We start from the raw sequence: 20519 nt of genomic DNA on the forward strand, positions 1-20519 counted from the left end.
TTCTAGAAACGTGGATTTATACAAAATTTTTGTACATAGAATTAGAGATGCCCGGACTTGGTAATTAATTTTAATAAGCGAATAGGAAGAATAATATTATTTTTTTAGAAATGGGGGAGTAAGTTATAGTGGAATCAACTGAAGCACAAAACAAAAAACATTGGAAACGGGATATAATTATCTTTCTAAGTAGTCAAACATTTTCGTTATTCGGCTCTGCATTAGTTCAATATGCAATTATGTGGTACGTTACACTCACAACAAAATCGGGTATGATGATGACGTTATTTATTATTTGTGGATTCATTCCTACCTTTCTATTATCTCCATTTGCAGGTGTATGGGCGGACCGCTTCAACCGGAAATATCTAATTATCATAGCAGATGCCATGATTGCCTTTGTCACACTGATTTTAGCCATTACATTTTTGTTAGGTTATGATGAGATATGGTTGTTATTCGCCATTGCTGCAGTTCGCGCCCTCGGAGCTGGGGTTCAATCACCTGCGGTTGGGGCAATATTACCTCAAATCGTACCAGAGGATAAGCTGACGAAAGTAAATGGGATTAACGGAAGTCTTCAAGCACTAATGATGTTTGTTGCACCTATCGTTAGCGCGTCATTGCTTTCATTGGCAACAATTGAGGTCATTTTCTTTATTGATGTTGTCACAGCGGCGATAGCGATCTTTACATTATCTTTCTTTTTGAAAATATCTTTGCATAAAAAAGCGACTGATAAGCAAACGACTAGTTATTTGGAAGATTTTAAACAGGGTTTAAGCTATATTAAAAACCACAGCTTTCTCAAAACCTTTTTCATTTTTTTCGCCTTTTTCTTTGTATTGATGGCGCCGGCGGCATTTTTAACACCGCTACAAGTGACGCGCAGCTTCGGAGATGATTATTGGCGATTAACAGCCATTGAAATTGCTTTCTCTATCGGTATGATGGCTGGTGGAGCAATTATTGCCTCATGGGGCGGCTTCCGCAACAAGGTATATACGATGACTTTCGCTAGCTTAATTATGGGTGTATGTACGTTAGCTTTGGGTGTTGTACCTGTATTTTGGATTTATTTAGCTATGATGGCTATATTCGGCGTAGCTATACCCGTCTTTAATACACCGACAACCGTAATGCTACAAGAGAAGGTAGATCCTGATTACTTGGGACGTATATTTGGAGTATTCGGTATGATATCGACTTCCATGATGCCAATCGGAATGTTGATATTCGGTCCGCTCGCGGATGTAATTAAGATTGAATGGCTCCTTGTTGGAACAGGGTTACTCACTGTAGTGCTGTCTATTTTCTTCATTCGTAACAAACGTTTGGTTGAAGCTGGGATGCCGTTAATAAAGGAAGCATCACAAGAGTAGAAAAAAAGAAGCTCTCCTGAAGTTCAATTGAACTTTGTGGAGGCTTTTCTTAATTAGAAAAAAGGAGACCGACAATGACTTATTCACAGATCTGGAACAACTCAGGAAATGAAGCTGAAATTCTCTATTTGGAACAGCAGATTGAAGCCGTTAAAAAAGAAATAAAACGAGCAAAAGCCGCAAAACAACAGGAGATATTGGATCAAGCGAATCGTAAGCTGGCTGAACTGGAAGCGAAGCTGGATGAGCTAGAGGAGTAGAGGCTAGCAGTCCCTACGTTGCATCAATATTTTGACAGCTTGAATATCGGTTTTGCAATCATACGAAGCCAATAAGCAAATACGGTCGTTCCGGTCCATGAGGTTCGCTTATTCTGTAGGTATTGATCGTTGATAATATAAGTCCGGGTGGAAGCAGGGCTTTTCAGACCGAACTTTTCCCATTCTGCCGGATCATTCGAACCTTCGAGCCTTTCAAGCATATCCTCCGACGCGCTATTTATTTTAGAAGGAATTTGCTCGTAGGCTTCGGTGATTTGCGAATGAAATTCGTCGATCGGATTGCGGCTGGCAAGGCTCTCCAAGTGAATGCCTTCGCGAAGGTAAGAAACGTATGCAAGATGGTCAGCCCAGAGCTCGTCGATATAAAAAAGCCGTACCCGCTGCTCCGCTGGGCTCAACGGCTGCTCGCCTTTTAAAATTCGGAGCCGCTCCGCGTATAGAATTCGCCTCTGATCCTCCACCATATCCGAATAACCGTTCAGTTCCTTGTGGATATCGAAGTTTTGGCCCATAACAATACGCTGAATACTTGTGATCTTGCTGCTGAGCACCTCTTCAAGAGCCTCATCCTGCTTGGGAGCGCGAACCGTTTTATGGATGCCGAAGCGAAGCATCAACTCGTCCTCCAAGCTTACATAAAAAACAGAAGCTCCCGGGTCGCCTTGGCGGCCGGAACGCCCGCGCAGCTGGTCGTCGATACGCACGCTTTCGTTCACATGGGTGCCAATCACGTACAACCCGCCCAGCTTGGCGACTACCTCTGCTTGCGCGGGATCACCGCCGCCGAGCCGGATGTCGACGCCGCGTCCCGCCATATTTGTAGACACCGTCACTGCGCTGATTTCTCCCGCCTTAGCGATGATGCCAGCTTCTTCCGCATCGTTTTTCGCATTCAGGACATGGCAAGATACGCCGGCAGCCGCTAGCGCCTCTGCCAGCATATCTGATTCCTCGACGCTTGACGTACCAATGAGAATTGGACGTCCCGTCCTATGGACGGCCGAGATTTCTTGTACGAGTGCCTTAAGCTTGGCTTCTTTATGGGTATAAATCCGGTGCGGATGGTCGATTCGAATGTTTGACCGATTCGGCGGAATTTGTACGACCTGCAGCGCATAAATATCTTCGAAGTCCATTGCGGAAGCATGCGCGGTAGCCGTCATTCCGCAAATCTGCGGATACAGGCTGATGAAGTGTTGAATGGTGATCGTCCCGAGAATTTTTCCGCCGGCTATAGATTGCAGCCCTTCTTTGGCCGTAAGCGCGGCTTGCAGCCCGTCCGGCAAATATCGGTTCTCCGCCACGCGGCCGGTATATTCTTCGATCAGCTCGATTTTGCCGTCCCGGACAATGTAGTCGATGTCTTTTTTTAGTAATGATTCCACATGCAGCGCGCAATTTAATGCCGTTAACAAATGACTATTATGGCTATCGTACAAATTGCCGCATCCCAGCAGCGATTCCGCTTTCGCAGCGCCTGCTTCATTTAAATAAACGTTCCGCTGGAACTCGTCGAAGTCGTAATGCTCAGCTTGCTTGAGCTGCCGAGCCACTTCTGCGAAACGAAAGCTGTCGCTCCTGGAAGAGGGCGAATCACCGCTGATGACTAGCGGCACCCGCGCTTCGTCGAGAAGCAGCGAATCCGCTTCGTCGACGATGACGTAATGGAAAGGGCGATGCACGGTATCGGCTTCGCTTAGTGCGATTGTGTCGCGCAAGTAATCGAATCCCGCTTCTTTGGCCGTAACATAGGTTATATCCTTGGCGTATGCTTCCCGTTTCTCGGACAGGCTCATGCCCGCTTGAGCCGAGTTTACCGTTAACCCGAGGAAACGATAGATCGGGCCCATCCACTCCGCATCCCGTTTGGCCAAGTAATCGTTAAAAGTCAGAACATGAACACCTTTGCCGGTCAGTGCATTTAGATATGCAGGCATAACAGCAGAAAGTGTTTTTCCTTCACCGGTATGCTGCTCAATCAAGAATCTCTCGTGCAGAGCGATGGCAGCCATGATCTGGACATCGTAAGGCTGTAATCCGAGCTTTCTCTTGGCTGCCTCGCAGACTAACGCATAAGCATCGATAAGCAGCTCATCTAAAGGGGTGCCCGATTTTGCTTCTTCTTGCAGCCGGAGGGATTCCGCTTGAAGCTGTCTATCGTCCCATGCTTCCAAATCCCGTTTCCTGATGAGCTCCACTTTGTCCTGATAAACTTTCAGCTTATTCTGGGTATCGCGGTCTTTGAACTTTTGCATCAATTTGACGGCTATATTCATAGAAAGTTGATCTCCCCTCGATAGAAATACGCTTAGTTTTGAGCAATACTTGCGCTGATCAGTCGCTTAACGCGTCCTTGATTCAATCTACCAAAATATTCTATTAAATGCAATTTGGCCAAATGATAGAGACTATTAAAACGTGGATGCTTCTAGGTACTCTGCAAGTATTATCATCTTCGAGTTCTTGTTTGTAGATTGTTTTGCAAAAGAACGCAAAAAGGACTGAACCGGGATCTTACTAATGACCCAGTTCAGTCCACAAAACTACTTATCCAAATTCCTCTATGAGATGAACCGCTAGAATAATCCTATTTGCCAGCTTCTGCTTCTTCATAGATAAGGCATCGAAGAGTCTGATCTGGGTAGCGTAGCTCTGCAGTATAACTGCTGCCATCTTCGAGCAACATTTTGACCGCTACCATGCCGCGTTTATTATTTACGTCAGTGTCTGTCAGGGAAGCCATGACGATTTTTCGGGTTTCTCCTTGTCTGTCTGTAACTATTTTTGTAGCCTCGTTAATCCAGGTTGCATCCTTTTGGACAGCGATGGCAGCTTCAGCATTGATCGGGGTTCTTGTGAGTGAAAAATTAGCTGCGGTCGTATCTACTACCGTCCGGGTGGAGGGATCAATAATTACGGTATATTGCCAAAATTCCTTACCTTGTCCTCTTAAGGTGTTGGTTTTATAAGGGGTGAAGATTACCATCCAGGTCTTTTTCTTTGATAGCATGGATTCTCCTTGGCTTGCTTTTACTTCAAGCTTGGAGACGTCAGCTCCGAATATTTTACGCACGCTTGAAGCAGCCATGGCGACGGCGTCGGTCTGGCTCAAATTCCCTGTGTCCGGAGGGGTTACAATCTTCCGCTTGGACAAGGCATAAGCCTCCCGGTAGAACCAGTCAATATATTGTAACAGTTCCTCGTCAGTCAATGTCCGATTCGGATACTTGAGCGTGTTTTTCTCCAAGTCTAAATAAAACTCCGCTTGTCCCGATTTTAACGGGAACAGCTGCTTGGGACGAAGGCCGTCATACACATACTGGTCTTCCAATATCAGCCTCCGGTTTATTTCATCCTCGGTCATCTCCCTTCCGATGGTGATAATTTCGTTATTGGGCTTGTCCGCAAAATCGTAAATTTGCTGCATTTCTTCTTGGGTCATCAGCTGCTCTAGATCTCTGTTCACAGTAGATACCGGAGCTTCTGCTTCTACTTTTAATACGGGTGCCTTGCTGCTGGTCAAGGCTAGATTGCCCGAGTTTTGTACTGCAGGAATGCTCTTGGCGGCGGTGGTATTCACAAATCCTGGGACAATCATTGCGCTCACCGCTAGCACGCTTCCAGAGAACAAGAGTACAGTGAGTGTAGCGGAAATCTTGCTGTTCTTCATTTAACTTAACCTCCATTGGGATCGGATGATGATGAATCTTCCTAACCTTAATCTAAAGATGTTATAGAGTAGGAGGGCAGTTGTTATAGAGTTGTAAAAAGAGTTTGATGCTAGTTCCCTCGCCGAGGACAGAGTTTAAGATCAGCCTGGCCTTATGCGCTTCAGCAATTTGCCGACATAGGGATAATCCTAGTCCTGCGCCGCCGTATTCACGTGAACGAGCCTGGTCTCCCCGGTAGAACGGTTCAAACACACGTTTAGCCATCTCTGTGGTGATTCCGGTTCCCGTATCACGGATTTCTAGCACGGCTTCTCCATCCAGCTCATAGGCCAGCATGTGGATTTCGCTGCCTTGCTTGGAGGCGTGAATTGCATTCTCAACCAGATTTACCAATAATGAAGCTAGTAAATCGGGATCTGCCCAGACATTTAGAATCGTATGGTGGACATGAAATCTTATGCCAGCATCCGTCAATTTTGGACGCTCCGTCTCTTGGATAGCTTGAAATAGTTCCGAAATATCCACCTGCTGAAGATCCAACGGCTGATGCCGGAGGACAGACAAATCCAGCAGCTTGAAGGCCAGATTCTTGAGACGAAGGGTTTCACTAAGAATATAGCCGCCCGCAGTTTGCTGTTCTTCCTGTCCAATATTGGCCGTGGTCAGAAACTCGGCGAATCCCTGCATGCTGGTCAAAGGCGTGCGTAACTCGTGGGCCAAATTATCCACCATCCTCTGTTTCTCTTCCGCCATGTCCGAGAGTTCGGTAACCCGCTGCTCCACGGCCTCCGCCATCCGGTTGAAGTTCAGGGCCAGTTCGCCAAATTCATCTTTGCTGCGCAGCTGCACCCGTTTCGTATAGTCGCCTCCGGCGATCGTTTTGCTGGTCTCTGACAGGAGCTTTAGCGGTTTGCTAAGATGCCGGATTAGCAGATAAAGAAGTAGTAGGAGAACGGGTCCCACGATCCAGTTAATCATTACAAAAAAGCGGTTTAGTTCCTGTTGCTTATTGAAGAGCTCACTGATATCACGCTGATAGACAAGCAGCACATGCTGGTAAGGAGCAGGAAGCTGAGTAGAGAGCTGAATAGAGCGTTCGTCTGAGGATTCAGGCTGACTGCCTTTTCCAAAATCTGATTTCCCGAATTGACCTTTTTGGGGAGGGTAAATCATTCGGTCGTTCTCCCATAGCTGTAAATAGATTCCCTGCTTACGGTAGTAATCTCCATAGGACTCAGAGACGCTGGCCAGTAGAATAGGGGTCAATGCCGTTCCCCGCGCTTGAATAGAATTAAGGTTCTCATAAATATTGTTGGCGATTAACAATTGCTCACTGGATGCTCTCTGCATTTCACTATCCATGTTTAGCTGCCAGCTTTTTTTCATCACCATAATGACACTTACATCCAGAGCGGCAATAAAGAGAGCGAGTACCGACAGTAGAATCTTATGCCAGAATCTCATGATTAGCTCTGAACTTCCAGGCGGTAGCCTAGCTTGAAAATGGTTTTGATCCGTTCTTCCCAGCCCAGCTTTTTACGTAGCTGCCGGATGTGAACATCCACGGTGCGGGTGTCGCCCTCAAAATCATAGCCCCACGCCAATTCCAGCAGCTTTTCCCTCGACAATGCAATATTCCGGTTCCGAATTAACACCTCAAGCAGCTCGAATTCCCTAACGGTCAAATCAACCGGTGTCTGATCTACTAAAACTTGCCGTTCCAGGTAACGCACCTCAACATTATCGCAAATGAAGCTGGAGGTACCTTTTTCACACCTGCGCAGGACTACATTGATTCTTGCCAGCAATTCGAGGATTTCAAATGGTTTAATGATATAATCATCCGCGCCCAGCTCGAAGCCTTTAATGCGGTCAGCCAAAGAATTCTTGGCGGTGATCAAAATCACTGGAACCTGCAAATGTGCAATCTGTTGCATCACCTCAAAACCATCCAATTCCGGAAGCATAACATCCAGCAGAATCAAATCAGTTTTTTCACGCTCCAGAATTTCGAAAACCTCCGGTCCACGGTAAGCCTTGCTATATGTATGTCCAACCAGCTTGAGATTCATTGTAATTAAATCACTGATCGCTCGTTCATCTTCTACTACCAATATATTTGCCATTCCTAATTTCTCCTCCTAGTACCTTACTTACTATATGCCACTTCCGCTATACACTATATACAACTAGAGGAAGGATTGTCCAGAAGGTTGATAGTTTCATCAGGCGATAATACCTACTAGAATAGAAAGTATGTGCTGAACTGTTACCTTAACAGTACAAACTGTTATATTGGTCTTCCATCTATCATGAAAATATTTACAAATATAAACTGTTGATATCGAATACATCTGAGAAACTCCAGTATGAGGTATACGGGCCACCTGCAGCACCGCCAGCACATTCGGGCAGTCGTGACGCACAGGAGCTAGCTCTGTACTCTAATGGTTTACTTGGCACAGACAAGGTTAGCGTCATAGAGTGATATCCTCAGGTTGCTGGATAATACGAACGTTTGGATTTTAGAGCGTTTGCTTCAGATGTTGGCGACGAATTGATTGTACGTAAAAAGCTGCCCAAACTTCCCGGGCAGCCTCTCATATTCTTACGCGTACGTCTTCTGAGATCAAGCCGTTTGCGCCTCATGTTTGCGAGCTGTTACAGTGTCTTCTTTTTCCGTGGATCCGTTGTCCTGACGCTTAACTGCTTCCTCGTCTCGTACCCCATTCAATTCATGCTCGTTCTGATGAAATTCCTTGAGTATATTCTGGTAAATATGAGCCTCTTGAAGGTTCAGTCCGTCGCGATTTTCTTTCAAAACCCAGTTCTCGACCGTTTTCTTCAAGATTTCGCTCTTCCGTTCCAGCAGTTCCGTATAACTCAATTTACTTCATCCTTTCCGGTTCATGGTTTCAAACGCCGGATGGACTTTGTTTACTTGTCAGTTCGTGCGTTTAACATCACATCCGACGTAACGTTTACCATTATACAGAAAATCCTGGTCGAACCCAACGCGGACCAACCGTCCTCAGATAGGGTGAGCGCTACTCAGAATGGAACGGGAGTCCTCAGCGGACCGTTTCGCAGAAGTGCGGCCGGATACTCCGGTATGCTGACAGTTGCTTCTCTTTCATATAATCGTTTAATCAGATATAAAGCACGCGCTTTTAACTCTAATCTCCCTCAAGAGCAACCGTAATTCCCATACGAATCCCAATCACTCTAACTTACTGCATACAGTTGTATATTCGTATATCCTGCCTTCTCCAGCCTTCTCCAGCGATAATACCCCCGGGCGGCCAGTTGATGAAAATGGAAAGTAAACTCTGAAATTGGAAATGATGATGTATGCCATATGAAAATGTATTAATAGTGAAAATATTAATTGTTTTGAATGATCCTGCCGATTTCCTATTGTGCATTCTAATGATAATGTGGCACACTATGTATAGATAAAACCAAACGAGGCAAAGAATGCCCCGTCTCCTTTCCTTTTGGAATAGAGGCGGGGTTTTGTATGATTAAAAACATATTTCGTTGCAGAGCGAGGGGATAGGTAATGGGTTTCGAGAGGGAGCATAATGAATGGTTATGTAATCATCTTAAACAAAGGAAGGGAGAACGGCTCGATGCACTTAAACGCGGTCATGGTTACGGAAACCGCTTGTTTGTCGAGCGGGTGTGGTGGCCTCTAGCCGGACATTTTCACGGATTACACCCAGAATATGAAGTTAAGGACTGGCGCGGCAGATCCTATTTTGTGGATGTATTGTGGGAGATCGGAGCCTCGCGTATTGCATTTGAGATCATGGACTATGGCTCACATGGAACGGATCGTAGCAAATACCGGATGGACTTGAACCGCGGGCTTTTTCTACAGTCTCAAGACTGCACGGTGCTCTATATCTCGCTGGATGAGCTAAAAGAAAATCCATCCTTCATTCTCTCCGCGCTGCAGAACATTCTCTTTTCTTATTTGTTAGCAGAAAAGTCTCCGAAGATAACCGCTGAGAGAGCCTATTCCAGAATCGAGCGTGATCTGATGCGGGCAGCCATTCGGCACCATCGTGTCCTTCGCCCGGCTGATGCCGCGAGAGAGCTGGAATTGCACACGATGACGATCATTAAATACTGCCGTCAGCTGGTGGATAAAGGTAAATTTCGCCCGGTGGCAAGAGGTTCATCTCAGCGGATCATTTACTATGAATATATTGGCACACTACAAAGTCCAGATTTGGTTTGAAGATGAAGTCCGTCGTGAGAATGTGAATGGAAAATCGAATACAATATGCCGATGGTAGGTAAACGAGCCAAATGTATGCGAAAAATCGAACACAATGTGCCGCCGGCAAGTTGAACGAGCCAAATGTATGCGAAAAATCGAATACAATGTGCCGATGGTAGGTAAACGAGCCAAATGTATGCGAAAAATCGAATATAATGCGCCGCCGGCAAGCTGAACGAGCCAAATATATGCGAAAAACCGAACACAATGTGCCGCCGGTAGGTAAACGAGCCAAATGTATGCGAAAAACCGAATACAATGTGCCGGCGGGAAGTTGAAGGAGGCATGTGTATGCGAAAAACCGAATACAATGTGCCACCGGCAAGCCGAACGAGCCAAATGTATGCGAAAAACCGAATACAATGTGCCACCGGTACCATAAACGAGCCAAATGTATGCGAAAAATCGCATACAATGTGTCGCCGGTAACGTAAACGAGCCAAATGTATGCGTAAAATCGAATACAATGTACCACCGGTACCATAAACGAGCCAAATGTATGCGAAAAATCGAATACAATGTGCCGACGGTAGATAAACGAGCCAAAATAAACGAGCCAAATGTATGCGAAAAACCGAATACAATGAGCCAACGGTTGGTAAACGAGCCAAATGTATGCGAAAAACCGAATACAATGAGCCACCGGTACCATAAACGAGCCAAATGTATGCGAAAAATCGCATACAATGTGTCGCCGGTAACGTAAACGAGCCAAATATATGCGGAAAATCGCATACAATGTGCCCCCGGTACCATAAACGAGCCAAATGTATGCGAAAAATCGAATACAATGTGCCGCCGGTAACGTAAACGAGCCAAATGTATGCGGAAAATCGAATACAATGTGCCACCGGTACCATAAACGAGCCAAATGTATGCGAAAAACCGAACACAATGTGCCACCAGCAAGCCGAACGAGTCAAATATACGTGAAAAACCGAATACAATATTTTTCCAGTATGGTAAATCGGGCCTCTGATTTCCAGGGAATCACAAGAATCCGCGCCGCGGGTTCTTTATTCTATTCTTTTCCTATCGCCACCGGATTCTCCTCATACGAAATCCAATCACTCCAACTACCCGCATACAGCTTCACATTCCTATACCCAGCTTTTCCGAGCGCGAGCACATTCGGGCAGGCGCTTACACCTGAACCGCAGTACACGATAATCTCTTGCTGAGGATCAATTCCCTCATAATGCTCTTTCAGCACCTCAGTTGATTTCCAGCGCCCTTGCTCATCCAGCACTTCTTTCCAGAACTTATTGATCGCCCCAGGAATATGACCTGCTTTCGGATCAATCGGTTCTTCCAGCCCTTCATAGCGACGGGGCTCGCGGGAGTCAATCAATAGTGCGCCACCGTCGTTAACTACGTTTTGCACATCTTCCATGCTAGCAAGCATGTCTTGTTGCACATCTGCTTCATAATGACTCGGAATCCGCACCGCTTGGTGATCACTGACAGGGAAGGAGCCATTTTTCCATGCAGAGTAGCCTTCATCCATTACAAACACACGTTCATGCCCCAAATATTTAAGCATCCACCACAGACGGGAAGCGTAGGCACCACCTTGATCATCATAAGCAACGACAATACTATTTCTGTTGATGCCAACCTTGCTAAGAACGGTGGTTAGCTTCGAGATCTCAGGTAGTGGATGACGACCACCATGTTCGCTTACTGGAGCGGAGAGTTGTTCTTCCAAATGAAAATAGATTGCACCGGGAATATGGTCCTCCGTATAGGCTTTACGTCCAGCTTCCGGATCCGTGAGTAAAAAACGACAATCGACTATAACTAATTCAGGCTCGTATAACCGAGCAAGCAGCCATCGAGTAGAAACGATTGGTTCCATAAAGTTACCTTCTTTCTATTGATATGTATGGAGTCATTATAGCGGAAAATAAAAGAGGACGCACCTTAAGCTTATAGCTTAAACTGTGTCCTCAAGTGATTAGATCAAACGATATCCCGAAGGCAAGCTACCAGTGCGCTGAATGGCGCGAACCTGCGCCGGAGTCAGCCGCTGATTGCTTGAAATGAGCGATTCGACATCTCCTCTTCGGAGAAAGTCATCCAGTTCGCGCATGCTGCGGTTGCCTCGCAGAATTACGAAATTGTCACGGAAGCGTGAGCGATCGAACAACACAAGCGTAGCGTTCGGATTCGTGGAGAAGAAGCGTAAGCTTTCTATTCCTGTAAGGACTGAATCAATATCTGCAATACCCAGGTTACCGCGATAGGTTCTGCGCAGTCCACGAAAGTTCTCCTCACTATATACTCTTAGTCGGGGATAGATTACTGACGCTGCTTTTATTGTTACCATAGTTTATCTCTCCTTATTGGATTGACTTGGCAGGTTAATCTACTAACTACTTGACCTCAGAATATAACTAGGAAAAAGGAGTAACCTGGGCGCTAGCTCCAGATTGCTCCTTTCTTGTTGTATGAAGATGTTAGATCAAGCGATATCCCGCAGGCAAAGTGCCGCTGCTGCGGATATTGCGGATCTGCTCAAGAGTTAATCTCTGATTGGTTGAAATAATGGATTCTACGTCATGGCCGGAAATGAAGTCATCCAAATCACGGATGCTGTGGTTTCCACGGAGCACTCGGAAGTTCCCTCTAAACCGAGTTCTTGTGAACAAAACTAGAGTTGCATTGCTGCTAGTAGAGAAGAATCGAAGACTCTCGATACCATCTAAAATGGTATCCGTATTACGAATGCCAAGGTTGCCGGTAAAGATTCTACTTCTGCCCCTAAAGTTTTCTTCATTGTAAACGGTCAAGCGTGGGTTAGTCTGAGATACATGAACTTCTTTTTTCATTTGTCATCCCTCCTTTGCTATCTAATCTATGTTCATTTCAATTTTTGGTTTGGCAGATAGTCTAATAGAAAGCCCTTATTTTGCGTAATCCATAATTTCGGGCTTTACATCAATATTATATTAGTGTACTATTCAACTATAACACCGACACAATAAAATGAACTCATCAATAATAACAAGATGGCAGGGAGGATTATCATGAATCAGGGAAGTGACGAACGCATGCAAGATTCAATCGTGCTGCAAATGAATGGGGTAAGCAAGATCATTAAAGGGAAATCCATTGTGGATAAACTGACATTTGATATTCGTAAGGGAGAAATTGTTGGGCTATTGGGACCAAATGGTGCTGGGAAGACAACAACGATCCGGATGATGACGGGGCTAATACGGATGAGTGAAGGCGATGTGATTGTTCAAGGTCACAGTGTTAAGAATGATTTTAATAAAGCTATTGGACATATTGGTGCGATTATTGAAAATCCAGAGTTCTATCCGTATATGACAGGGCTTGATAATCTAAAGCAATATCAGAGAATGACAGATAATATTGAGGCCGGTAGAATTGAAGAGGTTGTGGAATTGGTAGGGCTTCAGGAAGCAATGAATAAGAAAGTGAAGGCCTATTCGCTGGGTATGCGTCAACGTCTTGGGATTGCTCAGGCATTATTGAACCGACCAAAGTTATTGATTCTAGATGAACCTACGAACGGTCTTGACCCAGCAGGAATACGAGAAATGCGTGATTATATGCGTAGGATTGCAGAATTTGAAGGGATTTCTATTCTAATCTCCAGCCACTTACTGACTGAAATTGAGCAAATATGCCATCGCGCCATCGTGATTCAGAACGGTAAGCTGGTGACCGTTACAGCGATTGGTGGGGAGCAGGAAGCAACTTCAGAAGTGAAGCTGACGATTCGTGTAGGCTCAGTAGAATCAGCAATTAACCTCTTGGAAGGGTTAGAATACGCAGAGTTATTGTCTATGGATAGTGCTCGTTCTGAGGTGACGGTAAGTCTGCATGACAGTAGAGTGCCGGAGCTAGTGGCGACATTTAGTAATAAAGGGGTAGGTATTTTCCGGATTGCAGAGAATAAACAAAGCCTAGAGGAAGATTTCTTGAAATGGACAGGAGGTAATCGCATTGCGTAGCTTTAATAATTTGGTGGTTAATGAATGGCTCAAGCTCTCGAAGAAACGTACGTTTTTCGTACCCTATTTAATTTTAATCTTGTTATCCCTACTGATAGGGTACATTGTGCATTCCGTGTCTCCAGACATGTTTGGATCAGCATATGAGTTCTCATCGGTAATGTTGCTTTCTCAAGGGATTGGTCAAGTTATTACTATTCTTGCAATTATCGGAACAGCGGGTATTGTCTCAAAAGAATATAGTCAGGGCACCATCAAATTCCTTCTAATCCGTGCGAGAAGCCGTACAGCAATACTTGCGTCCAAATATGCTGTTGTGTTGATTTATGCATTCTCAGTGGCAGTTGTCGGCATGTTGGCGGTTTTTGCATCAGGAGCTGTATGGTTTGGCTTGAGTGGTGGTGAGGCTGGTGTTCGTGAGATGTTAACCAGTATAATGTATAACTCTGTTAGTACAGTTGTATATTCAACACTTGCTTTTATGATTGGAATATTGACGACTTCAACGGGCGTAACCATAGGGGTTACTATGTTTATGCTGATGATAGACAAATTGGTTATTTTTCGTGAATTTTATAAATATGTATTATTCCCAAACCTAAATTTAGCTGCTTATGAAGGTGGAGGAGCACCTATGCCTGGAATGACGCTCACCTTTTCCATTGTAATGCTAGTCTTATACTCAGTTGTCTTTCTACTTATAGGCTTTTCCGTCTTTAGACGAAGGGATGTTGCTTAATCATGACAATCGAATTCGATAACAACCTGCCGATTTATATTCAGATTATGAACTACATCAAAGGAGAAATCGTCACAGGTAAGCTAAAACCAGGAGATAAAATCCTCTCGGTGCGAGAGCTTGCCAGTGAACTGCAGATTAATCCGAATACGGTACAAAGAACCTTTCAAGAACTGGAGCGTGAAGAAATCGTGGAGACCCGGCGTGGAATGGGAAGATACGTTACTAGTAATGAAGATACTATTTTGACCATTAAAAAAGAAATGGCAAAAGATGTGCTGGATCGTTTCATTCGTGGTATGCAGGATCTTGGTTTTCAAGGTGAAGATATTTTAGCGGCAGTAGCAGAGAATATCCGAAACAAGGATGGAGAATAGGGGGATAAGCAAGTTGGAAAATATACTTGAGATTCATGACGTTACAAAAAAATATAGATCCAAGCACGCCCTCCGTGGAGTATCCTTTAATCTGAGTGCGGGTAAAATCACGGGACTGCTGGGCAGTAATGGCAGCGGTAAAAGTACACTTATGAAAATCATCGCCGGTCTGACACAGCCTACTTCCGGTCGTGTATCCATTATTGGAGGGTCCGTAGGTATAGATAGTAAAGCGGTGGTGTCATTTATGCCGGATAAGCCGCTTACAGAATCCTGGATGAATGTTACCGATGCTCTAAAGTTCCAAAGTGATTTCTATCCGGATTTTGATCAGACTAAGGCCTCGCGAATGTTGGAGTTTATGAAGCTAAGATCGCAAGATAAGGTAAAGGATCTATCCAAAGGGATGAATGAACGTTTACAGCTTACACTTGCCTTATCACGCCGAGCTAGCCTTTATTTGCTTGATGAACCCATCGGTGGTGTAGATCCAGTAGCTAGAACCAAAATTCTTAACGCGTTAGTAGAGTTTTATGAAGAGGACAGCACCATTCTCTTATCGACCCATTTAGTATCGGATATTGAGCGGATCTTTGATGATGTGATTTTTATAAAAGAGGGAGAAATTGTGATGCATACGGCGGTAGAGGATATCCGGCTGCGCCATGGCAAAAGCATAGACGAAATGTTCAGAGAGGTGTACGCAGAATGCTAAAGCTAGTGAAATATGATTTTAGACGAGATAGGGATAAGTTTCTCGCTGTTTTTGTAATCACCATTCTTGTGCAGTTTGTGATAGGATTTACTGTTCATTCAGATCAAGACATGTTCATGATGAACATCACTTCCTATGCCGTAGCAGGTGTAGTGCTTCTCTTTTTTAGTCTGCGCACCTTCGGTCAGAACCTGAGATTATTCAATCGGAGGCTTGTGCCAGTACCAGTCCTGTATACCGTTCTCTCACCGGTAATGCTGTTTTTAGGGTCGTTACTCGGTTTATTTCTAGTCGCTTATATTCATTTAGCAGTCGATATTATGATGTTTTCAACTTCGTTTTTACCGGAAAAATTTTGGCTGATTTCTGCATATACAGTGCTAATAGTCTTTTGGGCTTCCGCCTACTCTATGTTGCTCGTGATGTTCTCCATGACTGTTGCAATGAGTGTGAGAGTGAAAGGAAGAGTATGGATTGGAATAGCCGTTTTTTTTGTAATACAGTATATAATTTCTTTATTAGAAACATCGATGTTCGATCATAAAAATGTCACTTTGGAAAGAGCTTTTCGATTTGAAGTGACGGATGAGGCCGCTAAATTAAATGATATTGAGATCTCTCAGTATGTTCTTGGCTTACTTCCTACCCTGTTCGAAGCTGTGATTATTGCGATTCTAGTATTTGCTATTGTTAAGCTCGTTAAAAAAAGAGTGGAGTCCTAGGTACACGGTGAAATAACGTTTTTTTAGAACGGAGGCAGAGCGATTAAGCTTTGTCTTCGTTTTTATGCAAAAAAAGACGCCTTTCCATGAGAAAGGCATCTGTTATGTAGAATTCTACAGGCCCTCAACATTTAGAGAGGCTGTCCATATATCGAGTTCTCTAAGTAGCCGTTCTTCTTCGTCCTCGTTCAATTTAAGCTTAACACCATATTGGTACTGGCCGAGTCCGAACATCCAGCCCCAACGAACGCTACCTACGAGTTGAAGCTTTTCTTCATTTAATTGAAGATGAATTACTAGCTTTGTATCGCCCGTAGTGAATCGGAGATTTAGGGGAGTGCGCACTTTGCAGCCAGATCGGCTAAGATCAAGTAACACAGCTTCTGTTAACTTTCCGGCCCCCGGACCGCTACTACTCATTGGAACTTCAATCCAGCATTCAAGCGGCTGGTTCATTACATATCGGAAAGGTTCTTTCCTGCTGGACACATCCATAATTTACCTCCATATCGTTTATTTGCTATTATATCGAAAGGGATTGTTGAGAACAATCTACTAAAGTGCTATTTTTAATAAGAATAAATTTATTTAATCCTAATGAAGGTGATGAGACTCAATATGTACCAATACCTTAATGAAACGTTCCAAAAACACAATTTTGACCAAGGAAGTCTGCAGGATGGGGAGCTAAATAACTGTACATTTGAGCAGTGTTCCTTCAAAGGAAGCTCTATGGAAGAGATGACGTCCATCGGTTGCCGATTTATAGATTGCGATTTTACTGGAGCCATGCTCAATGCATCACACCATAAAGGCTCGGCTTTTACTAACTGTAAATTCACGGGAGCGAATTTGTTCGTATCGAAATTTAAAGATTGTAAAATGGTAGGATCTGATTTCTCAAATGCTTATTTGGACGGAATCACACTGATTGGTGGGGACTGGTCGTATACGAACCTAAGACATACCAATCTTAGCAGACAGGATCTGCGGGGGATTCGATTTACAGAAGCGGATCTAATGGGCTGTAATTTGCAAAAAAGTGATCTTCGTGGGGCTGATCTGAGCCGTGTACAGCTGTCTCAATGCAAGCTTAAGGGGGCTGACCTACGGGACGCCATTGTTGAAGGAATTGATCTAAAAAGTTTGGATCTACAGGGCGTTCGTATGGATATAGATCAGGCTGTACTGTTAGCACGCTCATTTGGGGCTAAGGTAGGAAACTAGGAATAGGGGCATCAGCTGCTAATGTCGTAGCGGTCGATGCCCCTTTAGTTTGTTATCAAGAAATACATATGCACATTGTATGAAACTTGTTATGTATATTTACTTTCTTAACGGTTAACGTAATCTTTTTCTGGGTTTGGACCACCATTTAATCCAAAGAAATCCTTCGTCATCACGGAAAAATTTAATGCCTACCCAGCGCAAGGGTGTCCATAGTTCTCTAAAATAATATGAAGGCATAGTCTATTAGACCCTCCTATATAGTCAATTAATACTATATGTTACGCTAGTTTTAATGAAACTTCAAGATAAATTTACTTATAATTACATATTATGAATCTAGCAGAAGAGAAATGCTCATGTGAGCAGGACCAATAGTACTATGTGATTTGCATGCTTCATTTTTTTCTTTTCAGTTACTTATGTCACATCCGAATCCTCGAATTCCTAACACGCGCTCTTTGAGCGCGTGTTTTGACGTTTGTTTGTTATGAATGGAAAATCTAGCAATAACCGCTCTATCAGTAGGGATAAGCACAATCATCTCGTTATGCTGAGCATTTAATGAAAGGAGAGGAAGTGATGAAATGACGGAGACTGAGTTTATTGCGAAGATCGCAAATTTTGCAGTGAAGGACATGCAGATCAGTAAGGTTCCGGCATCGCTAACGATAGCTCAGGCGGCTCTGGAATCGGGTTGGGGCAGCAGCGGCTTGACAGTAAAGGCAAACAATTTGTTTGGGATTAAAGGCAGCGGACCAGCCGGCAGCATTACTGTGCAAACTACTGAATATGTTAATGGTAAAGCTGTTAAAGTAGAAGCTTCTTTTCGTGCCTATAACAACTGGGGAGAATCTGTTGCGGATCATTCCGCGCTGATTGTGAATGGTGTTTCGTGGAATCGTAACCTTTACAGCAAGGTGCTTGGTGCTAGTGGCAAAGTAGCCGCACAAGAAATTGCTGCCGCTGGCTATGCTACTGACCCAAACTATGCAGCAAAGCTAATCCAAATCATGAATAGCTATAATCTATATCAATATGATGACGAAGCCAATGAAGGGGATGATGAAATGTCGGCAGAGGATAAAAAAAAGCTGGTTAGTCTGGAAACGGAAATCAAGGAACTGCGTGCTCTTATAGTGAGCCTTACGGAAAGCAAGGATACGCTAAAAACAGGCGTGCAGGAACAAGGTCAGTCGATTACTAAGCTTTCGGATCGGGTGACTTTTATAGAAGGTCGTGCTGTGATGAACGTACCCCCATGGGCTGAAGCGGCAGTAAAGGCAGCGAGCGCTGCGGGCCTGTTAGATACACCATCAGGTGGCAGTTATGACTTCTATCGCATAATAACAGTGCTAAACCGTGCAGGCTTACTTGCTCCTGGTAGTGGAAAATGAAATAAGGAGGATTAAACACCATGTATAATGATGCTCTCAACAGTGTGCTTGCCTTTGCTTCCGTGCTGGCTGTTTTTGTAATGGCACTTGTACAACTTGTGAAGAATAGCGTGCAACTTCCGCGGAATATTGTACCGGTAGTTGGATTAGCTATTGGCTTGCTGGTTGGAGCAGTTGCCTATCCGTTCACTGATATGAACCTTATCCTACGGCTTTGGGCTGGAGGGCTAGCGGGACTTTCGGCAACGGGGTTATTCGAGCTTGCTTTTAACAAAAGGGATGGAACCAAAACAGATGATAAATAGACTCAGCCTATGAGTTGTATAAAACAATCGTTTTATACTGGTATTGTGACTATGCAATCTATCGAGAACCCTAATATATTATCTTATGTCAATTATAAAGGGGGTGCAACGATGGGAACTTATCTTGATGGAAGAACGTCGCAAAATGCCAGCCTCGCCAACTCTATAGCTATTCCTATAACAGTTCTAAATACTCCACAACTGTTTGGACAGATTGGGTTGTTGACTGCTGGAGTGACTACAAATCCGCGTGTGCTGCTTAAAGGAACGATCTCTGTAATGCTTCCTTTAGCTTTAGTAGGAATCACAATTACGATTGTAAGAGGGACCTTGCCAACCGATCCGCTTATATATTCTGCTACTTCAACTTTTGGTCTAAGTATATTGGCTCCGCAAGTCATAACCTTTTCAGCAGACGATTTCTTACCTGCAATCACACCTCAACTCACTTATACAGCATTTGTATCTTCTAACCTTCTTGGAACAGTGCGTGTGGGTCCAGAAAGCTTTGATGGTATTTTAGTTTCTGATTAATCGCAAAGCAATTAACCTCACTGGTTCCCCAGTGGGGTCTTTTTTTTTAACCTTTCGCCCAATCTTCTAAGAAGATAATTACATATCTTATGGTGTATTCTAAAATACGGAGGAGGTCTTCTCATGGGTGCAGAATTTGGTGGGGTTGGTGGCGCTTTTACTAATACAGGCGCAATCTTAGTGTTGTTCATCTTGTTAGTTATTATTACGAGCGCATGCATATTCTAGAGATATAAAAAAGTCTGCTTCTGGCATTCATGCTGGAAGCGGACTTTCTTTATGGTACTATGCCGATTTATGCCATGCAAAACAATAGTCGTTAGGATTCTACTCTCGTATTGAAGTACATAAAAAATGCTGATCGGGATTTCTTCCATTATTGTACTATTAATCATTGTCGTAACGGTGGAAACGGAGCTGGTACATACGCTATATGAGAATAGTCCGGTGGAGAAGGAGCGTATATCGTTCCTAAAGCGGGTCATGGTGAAGCTTTCTGCATGGACCCAGTGAAATATGAGAGCGTAGTGAGTGTTTTCCCATATTTGGGATTATCAAAAGCCCCATCAACCTTAAGTGGTCAGCGGGGCTATTTTTTTGCGTTGTTATTTAGTCGAAGGATGCATTGTCTCAATAAGCATCTGCAATAGCAGGGATGTCATCCGAAATAAAATTATCCCAAACAATGTTCTCTCTTGTTTCAGGACTGAATTCTGTCTTCATCACAACCTTCATGGATTGTTGCCCGAATTTATCTTGCATTGGGAATAAGATTGAGAATGCTATGATACCCCAATTAATAGAAATATTCTTGCAGTGTCTTGAAGATATCATATGAATCGGTGATTGGCTTAATCCCCAAAATCATCAGCTTTCACATCGTATCCATGATTTT

Annotated in this window: 25 protein-coding genes; 14 read left to right on the forward strand and 11 right to left on the reverse strand. The window is 44.0% G+C overall.

Annotated elements, in window-relative coordinates:
- Window positions 1–128: 128 nt before the first annotated feature.
- Window positions 129–1382, forward strand: coding sequence for an MFS transporter (locus tag QNH28_RS12855; RefSeq protein WP_283911689.1), 1254 nt, complete (start codon window positions 129–131; stop codon window positions 1380–1382).
- A 74-nt stretch (window positions 1383–1456) separates the two neighbouring features.
- Window positions 1457–1642, forward strand: coding sequence for a hypothetical protein (locus tag QNH28_RS12860; protein WP_283911690.1), 186 nt, complete (start codon window positions 1457–1459; stop codon window positions 1640–1642).
- Between the two features lie 23 nt (window positions 1643–1665).
- Here the strand turns inward: QNH28_RS12860 and QNH28_RS12865 are convergent, their stop codons facing one another.
- The 6 genes from QNH28_RS12865 to QNH28_RS12890 form a co-directional block, all read right to left on the reverse strand.
- Window positions 1666–3939 (reverse strand): preprotein translocase subunit SecA, encoded by a 2274-nt coding sequence (locus QNH28_RS12865; RefSeq protein WP_283911691.1) that lies wholly within the window; start codon window positions 3937–3939, stop codon window positions 1666–1668.
- A gap of 311 nt (window positions 3940–4250) precedes the next feature.
- Window positions 4251–5333 carry a hypothetical protein gene (locus QNH28_RS12870; protein WP_283911692.1) on the reverse strand — a complete coding sequence of 361 codons (1083 nt, stop codon included), beginning with the start codon at window positions 5331–5333 and terminating at the stop codon, window positions 4251–4253.
- A 61-nt stretch (window positions 5334–5394) separates the two neighbouring features.
- Window positions 5395–6798, reverse strand: a complete 1404-nt coding sequence (locus QNH28_RS12875; RefSeq protein ID WP_283911693.1) for a HAMP domain-containing sensor histidine kinase — start codon at window positions 6796–6798, stop codon at window positions 5395–5397.
- Between the two features lie 2 nt (window positions 6799–6800).
- Window positions 6801–7460, reverse strand: coding sequence for a response regulator transcription factor (locus QNH28_RS12880; RefSeq protein ID WP_283911694.1), 660 nt, complete (start codon window positions 7458–7460; stop codon window positions 6801–6803).
- Between the two features lie 196 nt (window positions 7461–7656).
- On the reverse strand, window positions 7657–7815 hold the full coding sequence (locus tag QNH28_RS12885) for a hypothetical protein (RefSeq protein WP_283911695.1): 159 nt from the start codon (window positions 7813–7815) through the stop codon (window positions 7657–7659).
- Between the two features lie 148 nt (window positions 7816–7963).
- Window positions 7964–8221, reverse strand: a complete 258-nt coding sequence (locus tag QNH28_RS12890) for a hypothetical protein (RefSeq protein ID WP_042187657.1) — start codon at window positions 8219–8221, stop codon at window positions 7964–7966.
- A 675-nt stretch (window positions 8222–8896) separates the two neighbouring features.
- Here QNH28_RS12890 and QNH28_RS12895 point away from each other — a divergent pair.
- Window positions 8897–9580 (forward strand): hypothetical protein, encoded by a 684-nt coding sequence (locus QNH28_RS12895; RefSeq protein WP_283911696.1) that lies wholly within the window; start codon window positions 8897–8899, stop codon window positions 9578–9580.
- A 1063-nt stretch (window positions 9581–10643) separates the two neighbouring features.
- Here QNH28_RS12895 and QNH28_RS12900 read toward each other — a convergent pair.
- From QNH28_RS12900 to QNH28_RS12910, 3 genes are all read right to left on the reverse strand, one after another.
- Complete coding sequence (locus QNH28_RS12900; RefSeq protein ID WP_283911697.1) at window positions 10644–11480, reverse strand: sulfurtransferase; 837 nt, start codon at window positions 11478–11480, stop codon at window positions 10644–10646.
- 99 nt (window positions 11481–11579) lie between these two features.
- Entirely contained in the window at window positions 11580–11951 is a 372-nt protein-coding gene (locus QNH28_RS12905) for a hypothetical protein (protein ID WP_283911698.1), read from the reverse strand.
- A 130-nt stretch (window positions 11952–12081) separates the two neighbouring features.
- Window positions 12082–12453, reverse strand: a complete 372-nt coding sequence (locus tag QNH28_RS12910; protein ID WP_283911699.1) for a hypothetical protein — start codon at window positions 12451–12453, stop codon at window positions 12082–12084.
- Between the two features lie 198 nt (window positions 12454–12651).
- Here QNH28_RS12910 and QNH28_RS12915 point away from each other — a divergent pair, with 198 nt between their 5' ends.
- Genes QNH28_RS12915 through QNH28_RS12935 form a run of 5 tightly spaced genes read left to right on the forward strand, consistent with a single transcriptional unit; the run spans window position 12652 to window position 16161 of the window.
- A complete protein-coding gene (locus QNH28_RS12915; RefSeq protein WP_283911700.1) occupies window positions 12652–13608 on the forward strand; it encodes an ABC transporter ATP-binding protein in 957 nt (318 codons plus the stop codon).
- Window positions 13601–14347, forward strand: coding sequence for an ABC transporter permease (locus QNH28_RS12920; protein WP_283911701.1), 747 nt, complete (start codon window positions 13601–13603; stop codon window positions 14345–14347). Before QNH28_RS12915 ends, QNH28_RS12920 begins: the two co-directional genes overlap by 8 nt.
- A 2-nt stretch (window positions 14348–14349) precedes the next feature.
- Window positions 14350–14724: a GntR family transcriptional regulator gene (locus QNH28_RS12925; protein ID WP_283911702.1), complete on the forward strand. Its 375-nt coding sequence runs from the start codon at window positions 14350–14352 to the stop codon at window positions 14722–14724.
- A gap of 13 nt (window positions 14725–14737) precedes the next feature.
- A complete protein-coding gene (locus tag QNH28_RS12930; protein WP_283911703.1) occupies window positions 14738–15439 on the forward strand; it encodes an ABC transporter ATP-binding protein in 702 nt (233 codons plus the stop codon).
- Window positions 15433–16161 carry a hypothetical protein gene (locus tag QNH28_RS12935; protein WP_283911704.1) on the forward strand — a complete coding sequence of 243 codons (729 nt, stop codon included), beginning with the start codon at window positions 15433–15435 and terminating at the stop codon, window positions 16159–16161. The genes QNH28_RS12930 and QNH28_RS12935 overlap by 7 nt, the downstream gene beginning before the upstream one ends.
- Before the next feature lie 114 nt (window positions 16162–16275).
- On the opposite strand, the gene QNH28_RS12940 is transcribed toward QNH28_RS12935, so the two are convergent.
- Window positions 16276–16656 (reverse strand): PilZ domain-containing protein, encoded by a 381-nt coding sequence (locus QNH28_RS12940; protein ID WP_283911705.1) that lies wholly within the window; start codon window positions 16654–16656, stop codon window positions 16276–16278.
- Between the two features lie 123 nt (window positions 16657–16779).
- Here QNH28_RS12940 and QNH28_RS12945 point away from each other — a divergent pair, with 123 nt between their 5' ends.
- The 6 genes from QNH28_RS12945 (at window position 16780) to QNH28_RS12970 (ending at window position 20137) form a co-directional block, all read left to right on the forward strand.
- Window positions 16780–17388 carry a pentapeptide repeat-containing protein gene (locus tag QNH28_RS12945; protein WP_283911706.1) on the forward strand — a complete coding sequence of 203 codons (609 nt, stop codon included), beginning with the start codon at window positions 16780–16782 and terminating at the stop codon, window positions 17386–17388.
- A gap of 587 nt (window positions 17389–17975) precedes the next feature.
- Window positions 17976–18785: a glycoside hydrolase family 73 protein gene (locus tag QNH28_RS12950; protein ID WP_283911707.1), complete on the forward strand. Its 810-nt coding sequence runs from the start codon at window positions 17976–17978 to the stop codon at window positions 18783–18785.
- 20 nt (window positions 18786–18805) lie between these two features.
- A complete protein-coding gene (locus QNH28_RS12955; protein WP_076282784.1) occupies window positions 18806–19090 on the forward strand; it encodes a holin in 285 nt (94 codons plus the stop codon).
- 111 nt (window positions 19091–19201) lie between these two features.
- Window positions 19202–19624, forward strand: coding sequence for a hypothetical protein (locus QNH28_RS12960; RefSeq protein WP_283911708.1), 423 nt, complete (start codon window positions 19202–19204; stop codon window positions 19622–19624).
- A 123-nt stretch (window positions 19625–19747) separates the two neighbouring features.
- Window positions 19748–19852, forward strand: a complete 105-nt coding sequence (locus tag QNH28_RS12965) for a sporulation protein YjcZ (RefSeq protein ID WP_094874345.1) — start codon at window positions 19748–19750, stop codon at window positions 19850–19852.
- Between the two features lie 126 nt (window positions 19853–19978).
- Window positions 19979–20137 (forward strand): hypothetical protein, encoded by a 159-nt coding sequence (locus QNH28_RS12970; RefSeq protein WP_283911709.1) that lies wholly within the window; start codon window positions 19979–19981, stop codon window positions 20135–20137.
- 117 nt (window positions 20138–20254) lie between these two features.
- On the opposite strand, the gene QNH28_RS12975 is transcribed toward QNH28_RS12970, so the two are convergent.
- On the reverse strand, window positions 20255–20386 hold the full coding sequence (locus QNH28_RS12975) for a hypothetical protein (protein ID WP_283911710.1): 132 nt from the start codon (window positions 20384–20386) through the stop codon (window positions 20255–20257).
- Window positions 20387–20519: the final 133 nt, after the last annotated feature.

It is taken from the genome of Paenibacillus sp. G2S3, assembly GCF_030123105.1.
Classification (GTDB): Bacteria; Bacillota; Bacilli; order Paenibacillales; family Paenibacillaceae; genus Paenibacillus_AQ.